Annotated in this window: 18 protein-coding genes; 8 read left to right on the top strand and 10 right to left on the bottom strand. The window is 70.1% G+C overall.

Annotated elements, in window-relative coordinates:
* Positions 1-289 precede the first annotated feature (289 nt).
* Entirely contained in the window at positions 290-835 is a 546-nt protein-coding gene (locus tag KFLA_RS17115; RefSeq protein WP_041289369.1) for a hypothetical protein, read from the top strand.
* A gap of 227 nt (positions 836-1062) precedes the next feature.
* On the opposite strand, the gene KFLA_RS17110 is transcribed toward KFLA_RS17115, so the two are convergent.
* Positions 1063-3147, bottom strand: a complete 2085-nt coding sequence (locus KFLA_RS17110) for a DNA gyrase/topoisomerase IV subunit B (protein WP_012921057.1) — start codon at positions 3145-3147, stop codon at positions 1063-1065.
* Positions 3148-3598: 451 nt separating this feature from the next.
* Between KFLA_RS17110 and KFLA_RS17105 the strand changes: the two genes are divergently transcribed.
* Entirely contained in the window at positions 3599-3841 is a 243-nt protein-coding gene (locus tag KFLA_RS17105; RefSeq protein ID WP_012921056.1) for a DUF7455 domain-containing protein, read from the top strand.
* A 93-nt stretch (positions 3842-3934) separates the two neighbouring features.
* On the opposite strand, the gene KFLA_RS17100 is transcribed toward KFLA_RS17105, so the two are convergent.
* Complete coding sequence (locus tag KFLA_RS17100) at positions 3935-5410, bottom strand: aminotransferase-like domain-containing protein (RefSeq protein WP_012921055.1); 1476 nt, start codon at positions 5408-5410, stop codon at positions 3935-3937.
* Positions 5411-5538: 128 nt separating this feature from the next.
* On the opposite strand from KFLA_RS17100, the gene KFLA_RS17095 reads away from it, so the two are divergent.
* Positions 5539-6168 carry a LysE family translocator gene (locus KFLA_RS17095; protein WP_012921054.1) on the top strand — a complete coding sequence of 210 codons (630 nt, stop codon included), beginning with the start codon at positions 5539-5541 and terminating at the stop codon, positions 6166-6168.
* Positions 6169-6172: 4 nt separating this feature from the next.
* Here the strand turns inward: KFLA_RS17095 and KFLA_RS17090 are convergent, their stop codons facing one another.
* Positions 6173-8191 carry an amylo-alpha-1,6-glucosidase gene (locus KFLA_RS17090; protein ID WP_012921053.1) on the bottom strand — a complete coding sequence of 673 codons (2019 nt, stop codon included), beginning with the start codon at positions 8189-8191 and terminating at the stop codon, positions 6173-6175.
* Between the two features lie 41 nt (positions 8192-8232).
* Between KFLA_RS17090 and KFLA_RS17085 the strand changes: the two genes are divergently transcribed.
* The 4 genes from KFLA_RS17085 to KFLA_RS17070 all read left to right on the top strand — a co-directional run bounded on the left by KFLA_RS17085 (position 8233) and on the right by KFLA_RS17070 (position 11718).
* Entirely contained in the window at positions 8233-8718 is a 486-nt protein-coding gene (locus tag KFLA_RS17085; protein WP_012921052.1) for a DUF456 domain-containing protein, read from the top strand.
* Positions 8719-8859: 141 nt separating this feature from the next.
* Positions 8860-9396 carry a hypothetical protein gene (locus tag KFLA_RS17080; protein ID WP_012921051.1) on the top strand — a complete coding sequence of 179 codons (537 nt, stop codon included), beginning with the start codon at positions 8860-8862 and terminating at the stop codon, positions 9394-9396.
* A gap of 103 nt (positions 9397-9499) precedes the next feature.
* Positions 9500-10201, top strand: a complete 702-nt coding sequence (locus tag KFLA_RS17075) for a response regulator transcription factor (protein WP_041289365.1) — start codon at positions 9500-9502, stop codon at positions 10199-10201.
* Positions 10201-11718 carry a sensor histidine kinase gene (locus KFLA_RS17070; protein WP_012921049.1) on the top strand — a complete coding sequence of 506 codons (1518 nt, stop codon included), beginning with the start codon at positions 10201-10203 and terminating at the stop codon, positions 11716-11718. The genes KFLA_RS17075 and KFLA_RS17070 overlap by 1 nt, the downstream gene beginning before the upstream one ends.
* A 55-nt stretch (positions 11719-11773) precedes the next feature.
* Here KFLA_RS17070 and KFLA_RS17065 read toward each other — a convergent pair whose 3' ends face one another.
* Together KFLA_RS17065 and KFLA_RS17060 are read right to left on the bottom strand one after the other, a co-directional pair.
* Positions 11774-12409 carry an SAM-dependent methyltransferase gene (locus tag KFLA_RS17065; protein ID WP_012921048.1) on the bottom strand — a complete coding sequence of 212 codons (636 nt, stop codon included), beginning with the start codon at positions 12407-12409 and terminating at the stop codon, positions 11774-11776.
* Positions 12410-12505: 96 nt separating this feature from the next.
* Positions 12506-15661: an AfsR/SARP family transcriptional regulator gene (locus tag KFLA_RS17060; protein WP_012921047.1), complete on the bottom strand. Its 3156-nt coding sequence runs from the start codon at positions 15659-15661 to the stop codon at positions 12506-12508.
* 134 nt (positions 15662-15795) lie between these two features.
* Between KFLA_RS17060 and KFLA_RS17055 the strand changes: the two genes are divergently transcribed.
* On the top strand, positions 15796-16944 hold the full coding sequence (locus KFLA_RS17055; protein ID WP_041289364.1) for a serine hydrolase domain-containing protein: 1149 nt from the start codon (positions 15796-15798) through the stop codon (positions 16942-16944).
* Here the strand turns inward: KFLA_RS17055 and KFLA_RS17050 are convergent, their stop codons facing one another.
* The 5 genes from KFLA_RS17050 to KFLA_RS17030 form a co-directional block, all read right to left on the bottom strand.
* Complete coding sequence (locus tag KFLA_RS17050) at positions 16945-17622, bottom strand: YidC/Oxa1 family membrane protein insertase (RefSeq protein ID WP_012921045.1); 678 nt, start codon at positions 17620-17622, stop codon at positions 16945-16947.
* A 67-nt stretch (positions 17623-17689) separates the two neighbouring features.
* On the bottom strand, positions 17690-17962 hold the full coding sequence (locus KFLA_RS17045; protein ID WP_012921044.1) for a DUF6412 domain-containing protein: 273 nt from the start codon (positions 17960-17962) through the stop codon (positions 17690-17692).
* Positions 17962-19290, bottom strand: a complete 1329-nt coding sequence (locus KFLA_RS17040; protein WP_012921043.1) for an RNA polymerase sigma factor — start codon at positions 19288-19290, stop codon at positions 17962-17964. The genes KFLA_RS17045 and KFLA_RS17040 overlap by 1 nt, the downstream gene beginning before the upstream one ends.
* A gap of 277 nt (positions 19291-19567) precedes the next feature.
* Positions 19568-20188: an HhH-GPD-type base excision DNA repair protein gene (locus tag KFLA_RS17035; RefSeq protein ID WP_012921042.1), complete on the bottom strand. Its 621-nt coding sequence runs from the start codon at positions 20186-20188 to the stop codon at positions 19568-19570.
* 1 nt (position 20189) lies between these two features.
* Complete coding sequence (locus tag KFLA_RS17030) at positions 20190-20603, bottom strand: universal stress protein (RefSeq protein WP_012921041.1); 414 nt, start codon at positions 20601-20603, stop codon at positions 20190-20192.
* Positions 20604-20706 lie beyond the last annotated feature (103 nt).

The following is a 20706-nucleotide window of genomic DNA, read 5'->3' as shown; positions in this document are numbered from 1 at the left end:
CCTGGCCGGCCGACGCTCTGGGTAAGCTGTTGGGCGCCGCGAGCAACAATCCGGCAGCGGGCGTACCCGATCAGGATTCCAGACGGTGGAGCCATGCCCGGATCGTAACGAACAGTCGCCGCTGATCGGACACATCATCGGGCCCCCTCTGTGAGACAAGCTGTGCGCTCAGCGCCGGTGGTCTCGCGGTCAGCCAGAAGGTGTCGGTTGAGGGTTTCCCTCACGGACGCGGAATTCTCCGGGCGGTTGGGTCGATCGCTCGACCCGCCGAATGGGCGATGATGCACAGGTGCGCATCTACTTGCTGACCTCTCCGCGCTGGATCCTGGGGGTCATCATCGGTCTGGCTTCGGGAATCCTGATAGGCCTCGTTGCCAGGTTCGATATTCCGCTCACCTGGCCCGAAGCCTTGGTGTGCGGTGCCGTGATCGGCTCACTACTCGGGGTCACGCTGGTGTTCAGCGTCGACAGGCAGCGCCGGCAGCTGCGCGCGGCCGCCGGCGATCTCCCACCCCAGATGCTGGCCGCAGCACACCGCGCCGCCGGAGGCGGTCCCATCCCTGTTGATGCTGACGTCCGGGGCGCCGCTGCGAAGATCGCCGCACAACAGCTGTTGTTCCTGCGTCGCAACCGCTCCACGTTCATTGTCTTCATGACGGTTCTCGTGGTGTCGACTGCGTTCAACGTCCTCGACGGCTTCGGCTGGGGCACGATGGTACCCATCGTCGTAGGCGCAGCAACGATCGCTTTCGGTTTGTACTGGCCCAGACGCCTTCGCGACCGCATCCAGCAGCTGTCGGTCGACGGGCATACGCAGCCTCCTGATAACGCCTGACTCCCAAAGTACCGAGCAGTTCGGGCCGCGAATGAGGTGTCACCGCTGCATGCGACGGCGGCACCGATAGCTCCTGCTCGTCTGCGGCTGGTGACAGCGTTCTTACCCGACGCCGTGTAGCCGTGACGACCCAGGACACCGAGGTGGTCGGGGCTTCGTGGCGCAGAAACGACAACGGCGAGGCAGACCCCAGGTCCGGGGACGCCTCGCCGGTTGGCGTCGGACGGTCAGACGTCGATGCGGTTCTCGTCGAGCTCGTAGGCGCCCTGCACGATGAACTCCTTGCGGGGAGCAACGTCGTTGCCCATCAGCAGGTCGAAGACGCTCGCCGCGGCTTCGCCGTCGTCGACGGTGATCCGGCGCAGGGTGCGGTGCCGCGGGTCCATCGTGGTCTCGGCCAGCTGGTCGGCGTCCATCTCACCCAGGCCCTTGTAACGCTGCGGGGGCTCCTTCCAGCGCACGCCCTTCTTCATCAGCTCGGCCGACTTCCGCTGGTACTCCGCGTCGCTGTAGGTGTAGATGTACTTGTCCTGCCCTTTCTTCGGGTTCGTCAGCTCGAACCGGTGCAGCGGCGGGACGGCGGTGTAGACCCGGCCGGCGTCGACCAGCGGCCGCATGTACCGGAAGAACAGTGTCGCCAGCAGGCAGCGGATGTGCGCGCCGTCGGAGTCGGCGTCGGCCATGAAGATGATCTTGCCGTAGCGCGCCTGCTCCAGGTCGAAGGTCCGGCCCGAGCCGGCGCCGACCACCTGGATGATCGAGGCGCACTCGGCGTTCTTCAGCATGTCGCCGACCGACGCCTTCTGCACGTTGAGGATCTTGCCGCGGATCGGCAGCAGCGCCTGGAACTCCGAGTTGCGGGCCAGCTTCGCCGTACCGAGCGCCGAGTCGCCCTCGACGATGAACAGCTCGGAGCGGTCCACGTCGTTGCTGCGGCAGTCGGCCAGCTTCGCCGGCAGCGCCGACGACTCCAGCGCGGTCTTGCGCCGCTGCAGCTCGCGGTGCTGGCGGGCCGCGACCCGGGTCCGGGAGGCGGCGACGACCTTCTCCAGCACGGCGCGGGCCTGCGCCTTGGCCGCGCCCTTGGCCGAGGTGAGGAACTTCTCCAGCTCGGTCTGCACCACCTTCGCGACGATCCGCGACGCGGCCGGCGTGCCGAGCACCTCCTTGGTCTGGCCGTCGAACTGCGGTTCGGCCAGCCGGACCGTGACGACCGAGGTGAGGCCCTCCAGCACGTCGTCCTTGATGACCTCCTCGCCGCTCTTCAGCAGCCTGGTGCCGGTCAGCACGCCGGTGAACGCCTTCGACAGCGCGCGCTCGAAGCCGGCCACGTGGGTGCCGCCCTTCGGCGTCGCCACGATGTTCACGAACGAGCGGACCTCGGTCTCGTAGCCGTCGCCCCAGCGCACCGCGATGTCGACGTCCAGGTCGCGCTCGACGTCGGTCGGCGTCATGTGGCCGGCGTCGTCGAGCATCGGCACCGTCTCGGTGAAGTGGCCCGTGCCGGTCAGCCGGATCACGTCGGTGACCTTCTGATCGGTGGCCAGGAACTCGCAGAACTCGCTGATCCCACCGTCGTGCTTGAACGACTCCTCGGTCGGCTCGTGCCCGCGCTCGTCGCGGATCACCAGCTCCAGACCCGGCACCAGGAACGACGTCTGCCGCGCCCGGGTGACCAGCTCGTCGTAGTTGAAGGCCGCGTCGCGGGTGAAGATCTGCCGGTCCGCCCAGTACCGGATCCGGGTGCCGGTGACGCCCTTCTTGGCCCGGCCGGCCTTGCGCAGGCCCTTGGCCGGGGTGAAGCCGGCGGTCGCGCCCTCGCCGTCGAACTCACCGGCCACGCCGCGCCGGAACGAGGTGGTCCAGACCACACCGCCGCGGTCCACCTCGACGTCGAGCCGCGCGGACAGCGCGTTCACGACGGAGGCGCCGACCCCGTGCAGACCGCCGGAGGCGTTGTACGAGCCGCCGCCGAACTTGCCGCCGGCGTGCAGCTTGGTGAAGACCACCTCGACACCACTGAGCTTGGTCTTCGGCTCGATGTCGACCGGGATGCCGCGGGCCTTGTCCCGGACCTCGACCGAACCGTCCTTGTGCAGCACGACGTCGATCCGGTCGCCGTGGCCGGCCAGTGCCTCGTCGACGGCGTTGTCGATGATCTCCCACAGGCAGTGCATCAGGCCGCGGCTGTCGGTCGACCCGATGTACATGCCCGGCCGCTTCCGCACGGCCTCCAGCCCCTCGAGGACGAGCAGGTTGCGCGCGTTGTACGTCGGGTCGAGCTCGGTACTGCGAGGCGTCGGGGCGGCCACTGGGCTCCTTCACTGGTTCACAAGCAGACAGCGTGCGCGAGCTCGGCCCGCGCACGGTGACAGCCTACGAGGCGGCACCCCCAAAACCCGGCAGGAGGGGTCCGTGGTCGGGCGTGTGCGGCGCGATCGCGGGTACCGCACATCCACGACGGCTTCGACTCCGAATCCTTGGCAGGAAAGGTGTTCCGGAAGATATCGATCCGGACTCGATCCTGGCGGGTCTCCGACACTCCGGACATCCGCACGCAGTAACCGGCGGGTAGCGCACAGTGAGAAAAGACACGCCCGACACCCGCCGGAAACACCGGATCGCCCGAATCGGAAACGATTCCCCGTCAATATGCGTCATAAGGGAACAGGTGGTTCGTCTCACATTCGGACACGCTGCACCTACCGGGAAGCGATCCGCATGTCAGGATGTTGCTATCTGGTGAGTACGGAACTAGATGAGATGAGGCCTCAAGTGACTACAGCACTCGCCCCGAGTTCGACCCTGTCGGCTGCGGACCGTTGTGACCGCTGCGGCGCGCAGGCCTACGTCCGTGTCACCCTGACCTCCGGTGGGGAGCTGCTCTTCTGCGCCCACCACAGCCGGGAGCACGCGGAGAAACTGCGCAACATCGCTATCACGATCCACGACGAGACGGGCCGGCTCGAAGCCGCTCCCGCTGTCACCGCGGACGAGGAGCGGTAACCCCCTGGCCTCATAGGCGCCAATGGCGGCGCAGACCCCAACAGACCTTCATCGATGGCGGTCACCCGAGCCGGGTGACCGCCATCCGTCATCTCAGACCATCGGTACGCCGGGCGCCGGGCCGTGCCGGCGCAGTTCCCGCCACGCCCCCGCCAGCCGGTCCACCGCGTCGACCAGCACCTCCGGCGGGTAGGCGAACGGGATCCGCAGGTAGCCGTCGTGCAGGCCGCTGGGGTCCATCGCGTGCCCCGCGACGACCTCGACGCCGTGCCGCAGCGCGATCTGGGCGAACACCCGCGCGTCGGTGTCCGGCAGCCGGATCCACAACGCCGACCCACCGGCCGGTTCCTCCCACTGCCACTCGGGCAGCCGCTCGGCCAGCAGCCGGCCGATGTGCGCGCGGCGTCCGGTGGCCAGCCGGGCCCGGTCGGCGGTGATCTCGGTCAGCCGCGGCAGCAGCCGGGCGGTCAGCGCCTGGTCGATCACCGGGCTGCCGAGATCGGCGAGCGCCTTGTGCCGGGCGAGGCGTTCCGCGAGCGGCCGCGGCGCCCGGATCCAGCCGATCCGCAGTCCGCCCCAGACCGCTTTCGAGACCGACCCGATCGACAGCACCTCGGCGTGGTCCGGGGCGAACGCGGCCAGCGGCGGCGGGATCTCCGGGCCGGACGGGTCTCCGGCCGAGTACGCGTTGTCCTCGACCACCACCACGCCGTACCGGGCGGCGAGCTCGGCGACCTGCCGGCGGCGGGCGGACGACATCAGCCGGCCGGTCGGGTTGTGGAAGGTCGGCATCACGAACAGCATCGCCGGCTGGTGCTCCTTCAGCGCCGCGGTCAGCAGGTCCGGCCGGATCCCGGCGTCGTCCAGCGGTACGCCGACCACCCGGCCGCCGGCGGCGCCGAACAGGTCGAAGCAGCCCGGCCAGCTCGGCTGCTCGATCACGACCGCGGCGCCGCTGCGCAGGTACATCTGGGTGACCAGCGCGATCGCCTGGTGCGCGCCGCTGGTGACGACGATCTCGTCCGGGCCGGTCGGCAGGCCGGACTGCTCGAAGTGGTCGGCGATGCGCTCGCGCAGCGGCAGGATCCCGCGCGGGTGGTAGCCGACGTCCTGCAGCAGCGCGGGCAGGTCCGTGCGGGCAAGATCCTGCACCTCGGCGACCAGTTCCGGGATGCCGGGATCCACGGCGTACGTCATCGAGATCACGTCGCCGGGGCCGAACGCGATCCGGTGGAACAACGACTCGCCGTACCCGGTGGGCATGCGCCGGTCGGCGCCGGACCGGCCGCGGCTCGCGGCCCGGGCGACCGTCGTCCCGCTGCCCCGGCGGCTCTCGACCAGCCCGCGGCCGCGCAGTTCGTCGTACGCCGCGACGACGGTGCTGCGGCTGACGGCCAGGGCCTCGGCCAAGCGGCGTTCGGCCGGCAGCCGGGCGCCGACGGGCAGTTCTGCGGTGCCGATCAGGGCGGCGAGCGCGTCGGCCAGCCGGCGGTAGAGGCCGCCGGGTGGTCCACTCAGCCGGCGGCCGATCAGGTCGGCCAGCGCGGCCGGATCTCCGGAACGGTCCACTTCTCCTCGAATTGGCTCGGGTGGACTGGAACTCGCGCCGCCAGGCTAGACCCATCGAGCGGTCCAGTGCGACAGGTCGGTCCACCGCCGGGTGGCCGGATCGCGGCAACGGAAGGCAGGCAGGGCGGATGGGGATCGGGCAGTTGCTGGGGTTCGTCGGGGCGACCGTAGTCCTGGTCGGGATGCCCGGGCCGAACAACATCTACATCTCGCTGCGCAGCCTGACGCAGGGCCGCCGGGCCGGCGTCGTGTCGGCGTTCGCGATCGAGGCGGGGTCGGTGGTCTACATCCTGGTCGCCGCGCTCGGCCTGGTGGCGGTGGTTGAGGCGTCACCGGCGCTGTTCACGGCGATCTCGCTGACCGGCGCCGCGTATCTGGCCTATCTCGGGGTGCGGACGCTGCGGACTCCCCCGGGCTGCTCCGGCCTCGGCACGTTGCGGGCCGAGCCGCTCGGCCGGGTGTTCCGTGCCGGGGTGCTGGTGAACTTGTTCAATCCGAAGGCGGCGCTGTTCTTCCTGGCTTTCCTGCCGCAGTTCACCAGCCGGGACGCGGGACCGGTCCAGGTCCGCAACGAGATGCTGCTGCTGGGCGCCGCGACGCTGGTGATCGGTTTGGCGCTCGACCTCTGCTACGCGGTGGGTGCAGACGCGATCGGCCGCCGGTTCCGGTCCGCGCGCAGTCGGCGGATCCAGCGTTTCCTTGCCGGCGGCAGCTATCTGGCGATCGCGGTGGTGGCAGCGCTCACCGCCTTCCACTGACGGGTCACGCGTGCACCGTGAGCCTTCCGTTCGTGTAGTGCACGGACAGGGAGCGCTCTCCGACCCGGAGACCGTCGATGCGCAGGGTGGTCCAGGGGAAGTCGGCGGCGGGTGAGACGTCGAGGGTGCCGGCCGGCACGTGCGGGTCGATTCCCAGCGCGGCGACGACGACGGCGACCGCCGAGGCCGCGGCCCACGCCTGCGGGCGGCACGACAGCGGGTACGGCGTGGGCACGCTCTCCACCGCTGAACCGGCGCCGCCGTAGAGCTCGGGCAGCCGGTAGCCGAACGCCTCCGCCGTCGTCAGCAGACCGCGCGCGTACGTCGTCGCGGTGGCGGCGTGGCCTGCGGCGTACAGGCCCTGGATGGCCATCGCAGTGTCGTGCGGCCAGACGCTGCCGGTGTGGTAGCCGAGCGGGTTGAACGCTGCCATCGCGGTCGAGAGCGTGCGGAGTCCGAAGCCACTGTCGAGCTGGGGGTCGGCCAGCACTGCCGCCACCGCCGCCTCCTCGTCCGGGTCGAGCAGGCCCGTACCTAGGAGGTGGCCCAGGTTGGACGACGGGCCGGCGACCGGGCGCTTCTCGCCGTCGAGGGCGATGGCCGGGTAGCCGTCGACCCAGAATTTCTCCCGGAACCGGATCTTCAGCTCGGCCGCCCAGGTCAGCCACTGCTCGGCACCGTCCAGGCCGAACGCGGTCAGCAGCTCGGCACCCGCCACCGCGGCGGCGTACGCGTAGGCCTGGACCTCGCAGAGCGCGATCGGCGCGGTCGCGATCGTGCCGTCGGGCCACTGGACCGCGTCGCTGGAGTCCTTCCAGCCTTGGTTGGCGAGGCCGTGGCCGGACTCGTCCAGGTACTCGAGGAAGCCGTCGCCGTCGGGATCGGCGTGGTCCCGGATCCAGGTGAGCGCTCTCTGCAGGTACGGCAGCAGCGCCTCGACCTGCTCGCGCGGCATGCCCCAGCGCCAGGCCTTGTGCAGCGTGGTGATCCACAGCTGGGTCGCGTCGTGGGAGCCGTAGTACGCCGCCGGCAGGACAAGTCCGCCGCCGTGATCGGCGACCTCGGCGCGCAGCTCGTGCGGGATCTTGCCGGGCTGCTCGGCGGCGTCGGCGTCGACCTTGCTGCCCTGCCACCGGGCCAGCGCGCGCAGCGTGCCCGCGGCCAGTTCGGGGTCGATGGGGATCAGCATGCCCGAGGAGATCAGTGAGTCGCGACCGAACAGGGTCAGGTACCAGGGCGGTCCGGCCCCGAGATACCGCTCTCCCGCGTTCTCGGTGCCGAGCTGCAACGCGGCGACGTCCTGCAGCGACCGGCGGACCCACCGCTCGACGCGGGTGTCGTCGCAGGAGACAAGCACCTCGTCGTACGTCGGCCGGCTCTCCGGCGGCTTGATCTCGAACCCCGTCGGCGGCGGGAAGATCGCGCTCACTCGCAGTGAGACGGTTGCCTCCTCCCCCGGCGCGACTCGTAGCTCCCACGTGATGGCCGCGGCGTCACCCGCCCCGCCTGATGCGGCGACGGTGTGCGGCGCAGGATCCGGGAGAGCGCTCACTCGCGTTCCGGCCGAGTCCCAGCGCAGTGCTGCTTCGTCCTGGGTTGCCAGCAGGGCCGGCCGGTCCGCGGCGGCGGCGCTGCGGACCTCGGCGGTGCCGGCGAGATCGGTGCCGACGGCAACAGCCAGGGTGCACTCCACCGTGCTGTGCGAACGGTTCACCAGCACGAACTGCTCCGTCAGCCCCTCGCCGTCGACCGTGCGGGTCCGCCGCAGCATCACCGTCGGATCGTGGCCGGTGTCACCGAGCCCCTCGACCACCGCCGAGTACGTCGTCGTTCCGGCCGCCGGCTCGTCGACGTGCACGGCCAGCGGTTCGCGGCCGTCGACGGTGACCAGCAGCCGGGACAGGATCCGCCGGTCCCGGGCGTACACGCCCTCGGCGCCTTGTCCCGTCAGCTGACCGGATCGCGGAGAGAGCGCGACCCAGGGCGCGGCGAGCGTGGTGACCAGATCGTGCAGAGCAGGCATGCGCCCACCCTAAGCGCAGCGATCTACGGCAGAGTGGGGGCGTGAACAGCGTGGGTACGATCCTGATCGGCATCACGATCTTCGTCGGCATCATCGGCATCGTGGTGCCCGTGCTGCCGGGCGCACTGCTCAGTCTCGCCGCGATCCTGATCTGGGCTCTCGAGCTGCAGAGTCCGACCGGGTGGGCCGTGCTCGCCGCGGCCGTGGTGCTGATCGGTGCCAGTCAGGTGGTGAAGTACATCGTGCCGGAACGCCGGCTGCGCGAGTCCGGCGTACCGCGGCGGTCGATGTTCGTCGGCGTGCTGCTGGGGATCGTGGGGTTCTTCCTGATCCCGGTGGTCGGCATGTTCGTCGGGTTCCCGCTCGGTGTGTACCTGTCCGAGCGGCAGCGCCTGGGCACCCACCCGGCGGCCTGGGGCTCGACCAAGCACGCGCTGCGGGCGACCGGCCTGTCGATCCTGATCGAGTTCATCGGGACCGCGCTCGCCGCGGCGGTCTGGCTGGTCGCGGTGCTGTTCCTGGTCTGACAGCTGCGCGCGGAGACCCGGGCGGCGCGATTGCCAGGGTTTTGCCAGCTTTCCGGGAGGCGTGCCTCAGGTCGGCGTCGCAAGGTGGAACGACCAGCACCAGGTGACGGCCTGGTGCGCAGTACCGGGAGGCAGTTCCAGATGGCGTTGCAGAAACTCACCGACAAGTCCTGGCGGGTGGCCGGCACCGTGGCGGCGGTCGTCGTCACGACGGCGGCCGGGGGAGTCGCCTGGGCGACCACCAGCGCCGATCCCACGCCGTCCCCGTCGCCTTCGGCCTCGCCGTCGGCGCCGGCCGAGTCCGGCAAGCCCGAGGCCGGCCACGGGCCGGGGCGGCGCGGCGAGCTCGGCTTCGGCGGCGCGCTGCACGGGGAGTTCGTGGTGGAGAAGGACGGCGGCGGCTACCAGACCGTCGCCAGCCAGCGGGGCGAGGTCACCGCGGTCAGCACGGACAAGATCACGGTGAAGAGCGCGGACGGGTACAGCCGGGAGTACACGCTCACGGAGGACACCCTGGTGAACGCCGCGCGGGACGGGATCGCCGACGTGAAGGCCGGCAACCAGGTCACGGTGATCGCGACCGTGGCCGACGGAAAGGCGACCGCGACCCGCGTCAACGACGGCACGGTCCGCGACGCCGCCCGCGAGAAGTGGGGCTTCAAGCGCGGTCCCCGCTGATCCCTGGTGTCCTCCCGGCGGCTCACCCGTCGGGAGGACACTCACAGGGAACTGCCAGGGAGTTGGCAGGATGCGCCTGGGTGGGGGGAGCAGACTGGTGGGCATGAGTCCGCATCTGCTGGTGGTCGACGACGAGCCGAACATCGTCGAGCTGCTGTCCGCGAGTCTGCGGTTCGCGGGGTACGACGTGACCACGGCGGCGCACGGCACCGAGGCGCTGCGCAAGGCGCGGGAGGTGGAGCCCGACCTGGTCGTGCTGGACGTGATGATGCCGGGGCTCGACGGGTTCGAAGTGGTCCGGCGCCTGCGTGGCGAGGACCGGCACGTCCCGGTACTCTTCCTGACCGCCCGGGACGCGGTGGAGGACAAAGTCCTCGGCCTGCAGACCGGCGGCGACGACTATGTGACGAAGCCGTTCAGCCTGGACGAGCTGGTCGCCCGGGTCCGCGCTCTGCTCCGCCGCTCGGGGCATCGCGAGCAGGCGGCCGCCGAGCCCGCCGTACTGAAGTATGCCGACCTGGAGCTCAACGAGGACAGCTACGAGGTGTTCAAGGCGGGTCAGGCGGTCCAACTGTCGCTGACCGAGTTCAAGCTGCTCCGCTGCCTGCTGGAGAACGCCGAGCGGGTGATGTCGAAGGGCCAGCTCCTGTCCGCGGTCTGGAACTACGACTTCGCCGGTGACGCCGGCGTGGTCGAGTCGTACGTGTCCTACCTGCGCCGCAAGGTCGACACCGGCGAGCCGAAGCTGCTGCACACCGTCCGCGGCGTCGGCTACGTCCTGCGTACTCCGCGAGGCCCCCACTGATGCTCGGCCACCGGCGCCTGACCGAGCGCTACCCCCTGCGCGTCACCATCGTCCTGGTCCTGCTGACCTTGGTGACCGCGGCGCTGCTCGCGTCCGGCCTGGTGGCAACCACCATCATGCGCGGCTACCTGACCGACCGCGTCGACGCCCAGCTGGCCGATGCCTCCGGACCGATCGCCAACCGTCCGTGGCGAAGCATCGTCGGACCCCGCCCGGACAGCGGCCCGCCGCTGCCCAGCGCGTTCTACGTGCAGACCTTCAAATCGGACGGGACCGGGGCAGACCGGTTTCTGCAGCCGCTGCGTTCGTCGGAGGCGCCGCCCAGGCTGCCTGCGCTGACCCTTGCTCAGGTGAAGTCCCGCGGCAACGAGCCGTTCAACGTACCGGCCCTCGACGGTGGAGACACCTGGCGCGTCGTCGCCGTACCGCTCAGGAACAGCGACCGCGGCTACGTGATGGTCGCGCAGAGCCTCGGCGACATGAACCGGACCCTCCAGCAGCTCGTCGGTGTTCAGATCGCCGCCGGGGTGATCCTGCTCGTGCTGCTCGCCGGTGTCGGCACGTACGTCGTACGGCGTAGTCTGCGCGGCCTGGAGGACGTCGAGCACACCGCCGTCGCGATCGCCGGCGGCGACCTGGGCCGGCGCGTTCCGCAGCGCGACCCGCGCACCGAGGTCGGCCGGTTGTCGCTGGCGCTGAACCAGATGCTCGGCCAGATCGAGACGGCGTTCGCCCAGCGCACCGCGTCGGAGTTCGCCGCGCGGCGGTCCGAGGAGGCTGCCCGGCGGTCCGCGGAGATCGCGAAGCGTTCCGAGGAGCACGCGCGCCAGTCGGAGGACCGGATGCGCCGGTTCGTCGCGGACGCGAGCCACGAGTTGCGCACCCCGCTGACGTCGATCCGGGGTTTCGCGGAGCTGAGCCGGCAACGTGGTGGTTCCGCCGATCCGGCGACGATGCGACGGATCGAGGAGGAGGCGAAGCGGATGGGTCTGCTCGTCGACGACTTGTTGCTGCTGGCAAGGCTCGACCAGCAGCGGCCGCTGCAGTACCAGCCGGTGGATCTGCTGACGCTCGCGGGCGACGCGGTGCACGACGTCCACGCGGTGCAGCCGGATCGCGTGGTGAGCCTGCGGATCTTGCCCGGCTCGAGCGCGCCCGTGGTCGAGGGCGACGAGGCGCGGCTGCGGCAGGTCCTCGGCAACCTGGTCAGCAACGCTCTGCACCACACTCCGGCCGAGGCCGCGATCACGGTCGCGGTCGGAACGCGTGACGGTGAAGCGGTCCTGGAGGTGGCCGACCGAGGCGACGGGCTGAGCGACGAGCAGAAGGCGCGCGTGTTCGAGCGGTTCTACCGCGCCGACTCCGCGCGGACCCGCGCCACCGGCGGCTCGGGGCTCGGCCTGTCCATCGTCGCCGCCCTGGTCGCCGCACATCGAGGCCGGGTGACGGTCACCGACACCCCGGGCGGCGGGGCGACCTTCACCGTCACCCTGCCGCTGGTGCCGAACCAGCCCTGAGCACGGCGAAGCCCGCCCGGCCGCCTCCGTCCGGCCCTGGATGTAGTGGTGCAGCTCAGCTCGGCAGCCGGCGGAGCTTGACCGTGCTGTCGCGGCGGTGGATGAGCTTGCCCGTGCGGTCGATCTGCTCGCGGCCGTGCTCGCGGCTGACCAGCACCTCCCACTCCCCCTCGGCCAGCTCGAGGTCCTCGATCACCTCGGCAGGCGAGGGAAAGTGGATCTCCGGGTGCGGGTTCTCCTCTCCCGGCGGAAAGCCGAGGTGTCCCTCGATCAGCAGTACGCCGCCCGGCGCGACGGCACGGGACGCGGTGCGCAGGATCGCCTCGCGCGGCAGCTCGGTCACCGAGTGCAGGAACTGCGCCGACACCAGGTCGTACTGACCGTCCGGGAACGACTTGCCCAGCTCGTGCTGCTGCCAGTCGATCCGGTCGGCGACACCTGCCTGCTCTGCGTGCCGGGCCGCACGTTCCAGCGCCACCGCGGAGATGTCGACCGCCGTGACCGTCCAGCCCTGCCCGGCCAGCCAGATGGCGTCGGCACCCTCTCCGCAGCCGAGATCCAGTGCGGTGCCCGGAGTCAGGCCGGCCACCTCGTGCACCAGCGCGGCGTTGGGCCGGCCGCTCCAGATCTGATCCTTCTCGGCGTAGAAGTTGTCCCAGTAGTGCTCGTCGTGAACATGTTCGGTCGTCATGTCCCGATGGTCGGGCCCAGCGGCCGCTGAGGCAAACATCTTTGCCGTTACGGCAACCTCAGCGCGCGTCCTGCCGGTCGCGTCCGCGGAAGCTGCTCAAGGTGCAGCGCCCGCCATTGTTGTCAGCCGGTCGGTGGCCTGGTGCGGTGTCAGGTCGGCCCCTCGGTGGTAGGCGGTCTCGTAGTCGGTACGGCCGAGCCGTTCCGCGAGTGCCGCCGCAAGCCAGCGCAACTCGGTGTCGCCGTGGTCGAAGGTGCCGCGGACAGCCTCGCTGAGGCCGAGCGCTGTGGCCGCACCGGCCGGGTCGCCCTCCAGGAACAGCAGCCTGGCCAGGAGTTGAGCGGCCAAGGGGGCGTCCCTGTCCGCCTGCGCCGCGTGGACGGCGCGGGGCAGTAGTTCGCGGGCGCGTACGGCATTCCCGGCGGTGAGCAGGTTGGCCACCCGAGCGAGGAGCAGCCGATTGCCTGCATGCTCGGCGGCCAGGGGCAGCTTGTGAATGAGCGTTTCCATCCGATCGAGCTCTTGATCAGCGTGTTGGACCTCTCCGGAGCGGCGGTACAGCTCAGCCAGGATGCCGAGCGCCTCGATCTCCAGCGCCGGCTGGCCACGCTGCCAGGCCGCTCGTTCGGCGGTCTCGATGTCGCGCTTGGCGCCGGTCAGATCGCCGGCACGCATGCGTTCGGTGGCGAGCCCGAGCCGACTCGAGACCTCGTCCTGCGAGCCGAGGTCCACAGCGATCGCGAGGCTGTCCTGGTAGGCGGTGATCGCCTGGTCGTGGTCACCGGCGATGGCGTGGTTCTGCGCCAGGCCGTACAGCGCCTTGGCCGCCCACCAGCGATCGCCGACCTCCTCGAACGCGTGCAGCGCCGTTGCCATCGCGGTCGTGGAGCTTTCCCGGTCGCCCCGTCCGCGATGCCACATGGCTTCGATCATGAAGGTGCAGGCGATTGCCCAACGGTCCGAGCCGCGGCGTACTCGGGCGATCTCCCTCTCGGCCAGCTCATCGAGCCCGAGCAGCGGTGCCATCACCAGCACGATCGTCAGCAGCATCGGGTAACGCCGCAGAGCGCCGGTGCGCACGCAGTCGTCGATGAGCGCGCCCAGCCGGTCGGTGAGCGGCCCGCCCGAGCCGATGATCAGATGCAACGCGGTGAACGCGGCCCGGGCGTCCGCGGGCAGCGCTTCGCCGAACTCGGCGACCTTGGCGACGTAGGCCTCGGCGCGGGCGTCGTAGCGGTGCATGACCCAGTACCAGTACAGCGGCCCGAGAATCCGGGCGGAGTCCGAGGCGTCGCCGTTCTCGATGGCCGTTTGCAGGGCGAACATCAGGTTGTCGTACTCGGCCTGGAACAGCCGCAGCGACTCCGCCTGCTTGTCCGAACGCAGCAGCGGCTCGTGCTCCTCGGCCAGGTCCGCGAAGTACCGCGTGAGCCCGCGCAGGACGGCTTCGTCCTCGGCTGCGAGCCGGAGCTTGTCCGCCGCATGGGCCCGGATGGTTTCCAGCATCCAGTAGCCGTCGCCGGCCCACTCCACAATGGACTTGTCGACCAAAGAGTCCAGCAGGTCGACGACCTCGTCCGCGCGAAGTCCCTCCTCCGAATCCGCACAGACCGCTTCGATCACGGCGACGCCGGTGCGCGCCGGGAATACCGACATCCGACGGGCCAGCGTGCGCTCTTGTGAGGTCAGGAGGTCCCAGCTCCATTCGATCACCGCATGCAGGGTCTGCTGGCGGGGCTGGGCGGTCCGGTTACCGGTGCAAAGCAGCCGGAAGCGGTCATCCAGCCGCCGGGAAATCTGCTCGGCGCTCATGGTCCGCAATCGCGCCGCGGCCAACTCCAGGGCCAACGGCAGCCCATCCAGCCGGCGCACGATGTCCACGACCGGGGCCGCGGTGGATGCGTCCAGGACGAAGCTGCGCTGTACCGCTGCCGCCCGATCGAGGAACAGCCGCACCGCGGCCGATTCGCGAGCACGCACTGCATCGGCGTGCGCGTCAGGGAGGTCGAGCGGGCCCAGACGACACAGCGTCTCCCCCATGACCTCGAGCGGCTCCCGGCTCGTGGCGAGGATGGTCAGGTACGGCTGGCGCTCCAGCAGCTGCCCGGCGAACTCCGCGACAAGTGCGGAAATTTGCTCGCAGTTGTCCAGCACCAGCACGCCCTCACCACCGGCGAGCAAGTTGACCACCCGCTCCAGCGGTGTGCCGGACGGCTGGGCTTCGGCGACGCTGAGCGAGCCCAGCACCGCCTCCGCCAACCCGTCAGCCGTGTTGACCGCAGCCAGGGAAACGAGCCAGACCCGGCCGCGCTGATGGGCCCGATGCCGACTCACCGCCTCCACGGCCAGTCGGGTCTTGCCCACTCCTCCGGGCCCCACGACAGTGACCAGCCGGGAGGTCTCCAACGACCCGGCCAGCAAACTCAACTCGTCCTCGCGGCCGACGAAGCGGGTCAGCTGGGCCGGCAGGCGGCCTCGCACCGCCTCCGGCCGGACCTGTTCCGCCTCGGGAATGTCCAGCTCACCCCGCAGCACGGCGAGATGCGTCGTGCGCAACGCTTCGGAGGGGTCGACGCCCAGCTCCTCGGCGAGAGTCCTGCGGACCCCTTCGAACACGGCCAGCGCCTCGGACTGGCGGCCCGCGGCGTGCAGAGCGCGCATCCGCAACCCGGCCAGTCGTTCCCGGAGCGGATGGGCCGCGGCCACCGCCTCCACATCGGCCAGAATCTCGCCGTGGTGGCCAAGCCGTAGCTCCGCCTCGAAGCGGTCTTCGAGAGCCCCGATGCGCAGTTCGTCCAGGCGGGCGCCGGCCGTACCGGCAAAAGGAATGGTGCGCACGTCGGCCAGCGCCTCCCCCCGCCACAGTGCCAGCGCTTCCTCCAGCAGCGAGGCCGCCGGCTGCGCTGCGCCCGCCGCCAGTTCGCGGCTGCCTCGCTTGGCCTGTTGCTCGAAGCGGACCGCGTCGACCTGCTCGCTGCGCAGGCGCAGGCGGTACCCGCCGGCCACCGTCTCCACCACCCCGGCCCCGGCCAAGGCCTTGCGCAGGCGGTGCACCAGCGCGTGCAACGCGTTGAGGGTGCCTCCGGAGGAGTGGTCCCCCCACAGGCCGTCGAGTAGCGAATCGACCGACACCACTTCGTTCCCGGCCAGGGCCAGCCTGGCCAGCAGCGCGCGAACCCTGGTGCCGCCCAGGTCGATCGGCGCGCCGTCATCGGCGTACGCCAGAACCGGCCCCAGCACCTCGATCCGCATGCCGGACAGGCTATCCGGCGGCTGAGAGCGCCTTGAAGCCAGCCGCTGCCGGTTGGAAGCGAGATATCAGCGGCCTGTCAGAGCTGCCGAACATCGTGGAGGACGTCACGGAAAACCTCCCGAAAGGCAGTGCGATGGCAATCATCAAGAACGTGCAGCAGGTGCTCGACAGCGTGGTGGCCGAGTACGGCGCGCCCGGCGTCGTCGCAGCGATGCAGGACGAGAACGACGCCTGGAGCGGGGCAGCCGGACTGTCCGACCTCGAGGCCGGTCGGCCCCGCGAACTCGGAGAGCAGTTCAGCGTCGGCAGCGGCGCCAAGGCATTCACCGCCGCCGCGATGCTGACGCTGGAGGCCGAGGGCCGGCTGAGCCTCACCGACACCGTGGAGCAGTGGCTGCCCGGCATGGTGCGCGGCAACGGCAACGACGGCCGCCGGATCACGATCGGCCAGCTGCTGACCCATACCAGCGGCCTGGGGATCACCGGCCTGAACGTCGAGCTCGCGCGGAAGTACAACACCCGGGCCGGCTTCGCCGCACACCGCTACGACGTCTGGACCGTCGAAGAGTTGCTGAAGATCCAGCTGACCATTCCTCCGTTGTCCGCACCGGGTTCGGACTTCGCCTACAGCAACGGCGGCTACCACCTCGCCGGGGCCATCATCGAAAAGGTGACCGGGCGACGCTATGAGGACGAGGTCGACCGGACGGTCGTTCAGCCGCTCGGACTGACCGGCACCTATGCCCGGGCCCTCGACGAGCGGCAGTACCGGGGACCGCACGCCAGGGTGTACTCCCGGCAGTTCTTCAAGGAGGGCGTGGACATCGACAGCCTCACGCCGGACAACTACGCGTCGCTGCTGGAAGGCCCCGACGCCGATCCGGTCGACGTCACCGACAGGACGATCTGGGGGTGGGCCGCGGGCGGCGTCGTTTCGACCACCAGCGACATGCTCCGGTTCACCAAGGCAATGATCACCGGCTCGCTGTTGCCGCCCGCGCAGCATCGCACGATGTGGAGCACGGTCCCCACCAGCGATTGGCTGCCCAACACCCGCTACGGCACCGGCGTGAGTGAATGGGCGCTGGCCGACGGCCGCACGCTCAACATCGTGGCCGGTGTGGAGATGGGCACCGCCAGTTTCACCATGGGAACTCCTGACGCCCGACGCCTGGTCTCGGTGAACATCAACTGCGACTGGAACTGGTACCCGGTCTGCAGCCAGATCGCCGACGCGGTGTTCGGCTCGCCCTTCCTCCCACCCCAGGAGCGCCTGCGCTGATCAGCGCAGGAGGATTGCCCGTTCGACCACTGTCCAGGTGGTGGTGGTCAGCAGGTAGAGGCCGGCGGCGAGCGGAATGAAGGCGGCGGTGACCAGCGTGCCGAAGGGAAGCAGCCTCGCGAGGTTGCGGCTCATCGGCGTGGCGGTCTCGTGCAGGCGGGCCAACTGGCGACGGGCGGAGAAGCAGGCGACAACCGCCAGGAGTACCGCCAGACCGACGTACGCGGGGGTGGAGGCGAACAGCGGCCAGTGCACACCGAGCGGCGCGCCGAACAGCGTGCCGGCCAGCAGATGGTTCGACTCTCCCGCGACGACCGTCCGGGAGAAGAGGCTGTAGAGCACCCAGAAGAACGGCAGTTGCGCGAACATCGGCAGGCAGCCGGCGAACAGTGTGGTGCCCGACTCCGCCTGCAGCTTGGCGATCTCCCGCTGGGCCCGCTCCGGGTTGCCGGCGTGCCGTCGGGAGATCTCCTGGATCTGCGGCATCAGCACCGACCGGGACTTCTCGCCCCGGACCGCGGCGAGGCTCAGTGGCAGCAGGAGCAGGCGGACGGCGATCGTACAGACAACGATGGCCAGCGCGGCGGCGTACGGGCCGCCGAGGGGTTCGATGGTCGTGGCGAGCCAGGACACGAGGTGGTACGCGCCGCTGACGGGCGCGTCGAGAAAGGAAGGCATGGCAGAACTCCGCGATGAGAGAAGCGACAGGACAGCGGAACGGGCTGCACGAACGAACGCAGCCCGGTTACCTCTGACCCGGTGCTCTCGGACGCGGCCTGCCGGCGGCGTCGGGATCGCGGAGCGGGATGTAGCGCGCCTGGCGTGACTGCGCACGCAGGGCGGTGCTGAGCGCGTGCAGCGGGGCCGGCCCCAGCGGGGTCGTCCGGGCAGCCGCCAGCAGCGCGAACAGAACGGCCGCCGCCGTGAGTACGGCGACGGCCAGCAGGCCGGAGTCCGGCCCGAGGGCAGGCATCGCCAGCGTCCAGACGCCGGCGAGTGCCCTGCCCAGCAGTGTCATCAGTCGAGGTAGTCGCGCAGGACCTGGGAGCGGGACGGGTGCCGCAGCTTCGACATCGTCTTCGACTCGATCTGCCGGATCCGCTCACGGGTGACGCCGTAGACCTTGCCGATCTCGTCCAGCGTCTTGGGCTGGCCGTCGGTGAGCCCGAAGCGCATCGAGACCACGCCGGCCTCGCGCTCGGACAGCGTGTCCAGCACCGCGTGCAGCTGCTCCTGCAGCAGGGTGAAGGAGACCGCCTCGGCCGGCACGATCGCCTCGGAGTCCTCGATCAGGTCGCCGAACTCGGAGTCGCCGTCCTCACCGAGCGGGGTGTGCAGGGAGATCGGCTCGCGGCCGTACTTCTGCACCTCGATGACCTTCTCCGGGGTCATGTCGAGCTCCTTGGCGAGCTCCTCCGGAGTGGGCTCGCGGCCGAGGTCCTGCAGCATCTGGCGCTGGACCCGGGCGAGCTTGTTGATCACCTCGACCATGTGCACCGGGATCCGGATCGTGCGGGCCTGGTCGGCCATCGCCCGGGTGATCGCCTGCCGGATCCACCAGGTCGCGTAGGTGGAGAACTTGTAGCCCTTGGTGTAGTCGAACTTCTCGACCGCGCGGATCAGGCCCAGGTTGCCCTCCTGGATCAGGTCCAGGAACAGCATGCCGCGGCCGGTGTAGCGCTTGGCCAGCGAGACGACGAGTCGCAGGTTCGCCTCGAGCAGGTGGTTCTTCGCCCGGCGGCCGTCCTCGGAGATCCAGTCGTACTCGTCGCGGACCTTGTCCTTGAGCTTGGCCGACTCGTCGCTCAGCTGCTCCTCGGCGAACAGGCCGGCCTCGATCCGCTTGGCGAGCTCGACCTCCTGCTCCGCGTTCAGCAGCGGGACCTTGCCGATCTGCTTCAGGTAGTCCTTGACCGGGTCGGCGGTGGCGCCGGCCACCATCACCTGCTGCTCGGGCTCGTCGGTCTCGTCGGCCTCGGAGACGATGAAGCCCTGGTCCTCGGTGAGCTCCTTCTCCAGCGGCTTGACCGCGTCCGGCTGGAAGTCCGCCTCGTCGACTTCGTCCAGCGCGCGCGGCTTCCCGGTCTTCGGGTCGATCGCCAGACCCGCCTCGGACACGGCCTTCTTCGCCGGCGCCTTCTTCGCGGCGGCCTTCTTCGCGGGGATACCGTCCTCCTTGGTGGACACAGCAGCCTTCTTGGCCGCCGGGGCGGCCTTCTTCACGGTTGCCTTCTTGGCGGCAGGGTCAGGCACTCTGGCGCTGGTCCTCGGGGCCGTGCTCCGGGCAGTGGCGGCCACGGCCCGGGCGGACTCGGCAGGAAGGTTCTCGGACGAGCTGGACGACACGAATTACCTCTCGTCTGACGCAGGGTTCTTCTGTACGGCGGTACGGCGATGCTGATGAAACTGGTCCTACTCGGGTGGTGCCACGAATTCTGCGCTGCGCACCGGCTTCTGTGCTCGTCTGCGATCGTGTTCGCTGGTCAGCGGTGTCCGTCAGGCGGCAGCAACACTACATTGTAATCCGGGCACCAAGGCCTGCCGTCGCGCGACCCCCCGGACGGCGCGCCGTCGGCGGCGCCGGCCCGCTCACGCACCGGCACCGCCTCGAGCACTTCAACGTTCAACTGTTCCTGGTCTGCCGCAACGGCCGCGCCACCACCCGCTGCTGCGTGACCTGCTGCTCGGCCTTGAACTGCCGCACCTTCACCAGGGAGGCGACGTCGATTACGTCGGCGACCGACTTGTAAGCACCGTCCTCGCCGTACGGTTCGGACGCCTCCCGCCAGCCGCGCGGACGAACCTTGAGCTGCTTGCCGAGCAGCGCCACGAAGATCTTCGCCTTCTGCGCGCCGAATCCCGGCAGGGCCGACAGCCTGGCCAGCAGGTCGTCGCCGGACTTCACGTCGGCCCAGACGCCCGAGGCGTTACCGCCGTACTCCTCGTCCAGGTGCTTGGCCAGGGTCTGGATCCGGGCCGCCATCGCGGTCGGGAACCGGTGCACGGCGGGCGGGCCGGCCACCACCTCGACGAAGCCGTCCGGGTCGTAGGCGGCGACCGTGGACGGGTCGAACGGGCCATCCATCCGCTTGGCGATCAGGACCGGGCCGGCGAAGGCCCGCTCCATCGGGATCTGCTGGTCGAGCAGCATGCCGACCATCAGCGCGAAAGGGTCCCTGCTCAGCATCTCGTCGGCGTCGGGCTGCTGCGCCAGGCACAGTTTCTTGCTGCGTGTCGAAGTCACCTCAGTCCTCCCCATCTTCGGCCTTGACGGCCAGCACCGGACACGGAGCGTCGAGCAGCACCCGCTGGGCGTTGCTGCCGAGGATGAGCTTGCCGACCGGGGACCTGCGGCGCAGGCCGATCACGATGAACTCCGCGTGCACCTGCTCGGCGACGGCCACCAGGTCCTCCGCCGGGTCGAGTCCACGCACCAGCTGCCGTACCTCGTAGGGCACGCCGGTCGAGTCGAGCTGCTCCCGTACCTCCGTCAACGCGGCATCACTGGCCGCCGCCTCGTCGCTGTCGAAGCTGCGACCGCCACGGTGGGAGTTCACCACCACCAGCTTGGCGTCGCGGAGCTTCGCCTCCTCTGCCGCCCGCCTCAGGGCTGCACGCCCTTCGGCCTTCGGCACATAACCCACGACGATGGTCGTCATCGACTTGCCTCACCTCCGGGTGTCACTGTCGACCCGTTCCGAACGATACTGCCCTGAACCGCCACCGGCATCTGTGGAAAGGCACGATCTGTGTCGCGACCGT

Source organism: Kribbella flavida DSM 17836 (genome assembly GCF_000024345.1).
Classification (GTDB): Bacteria; Actinomycetota; Actinomycetes; order Propionibacteriales; family Kribbellaceae; genus Kribbella; species Kribbella flavida.
Note: the sequence above shows the minus strand (reverse complement) of the source record. Positions and strands in the feature narration are given on the sequence as shown.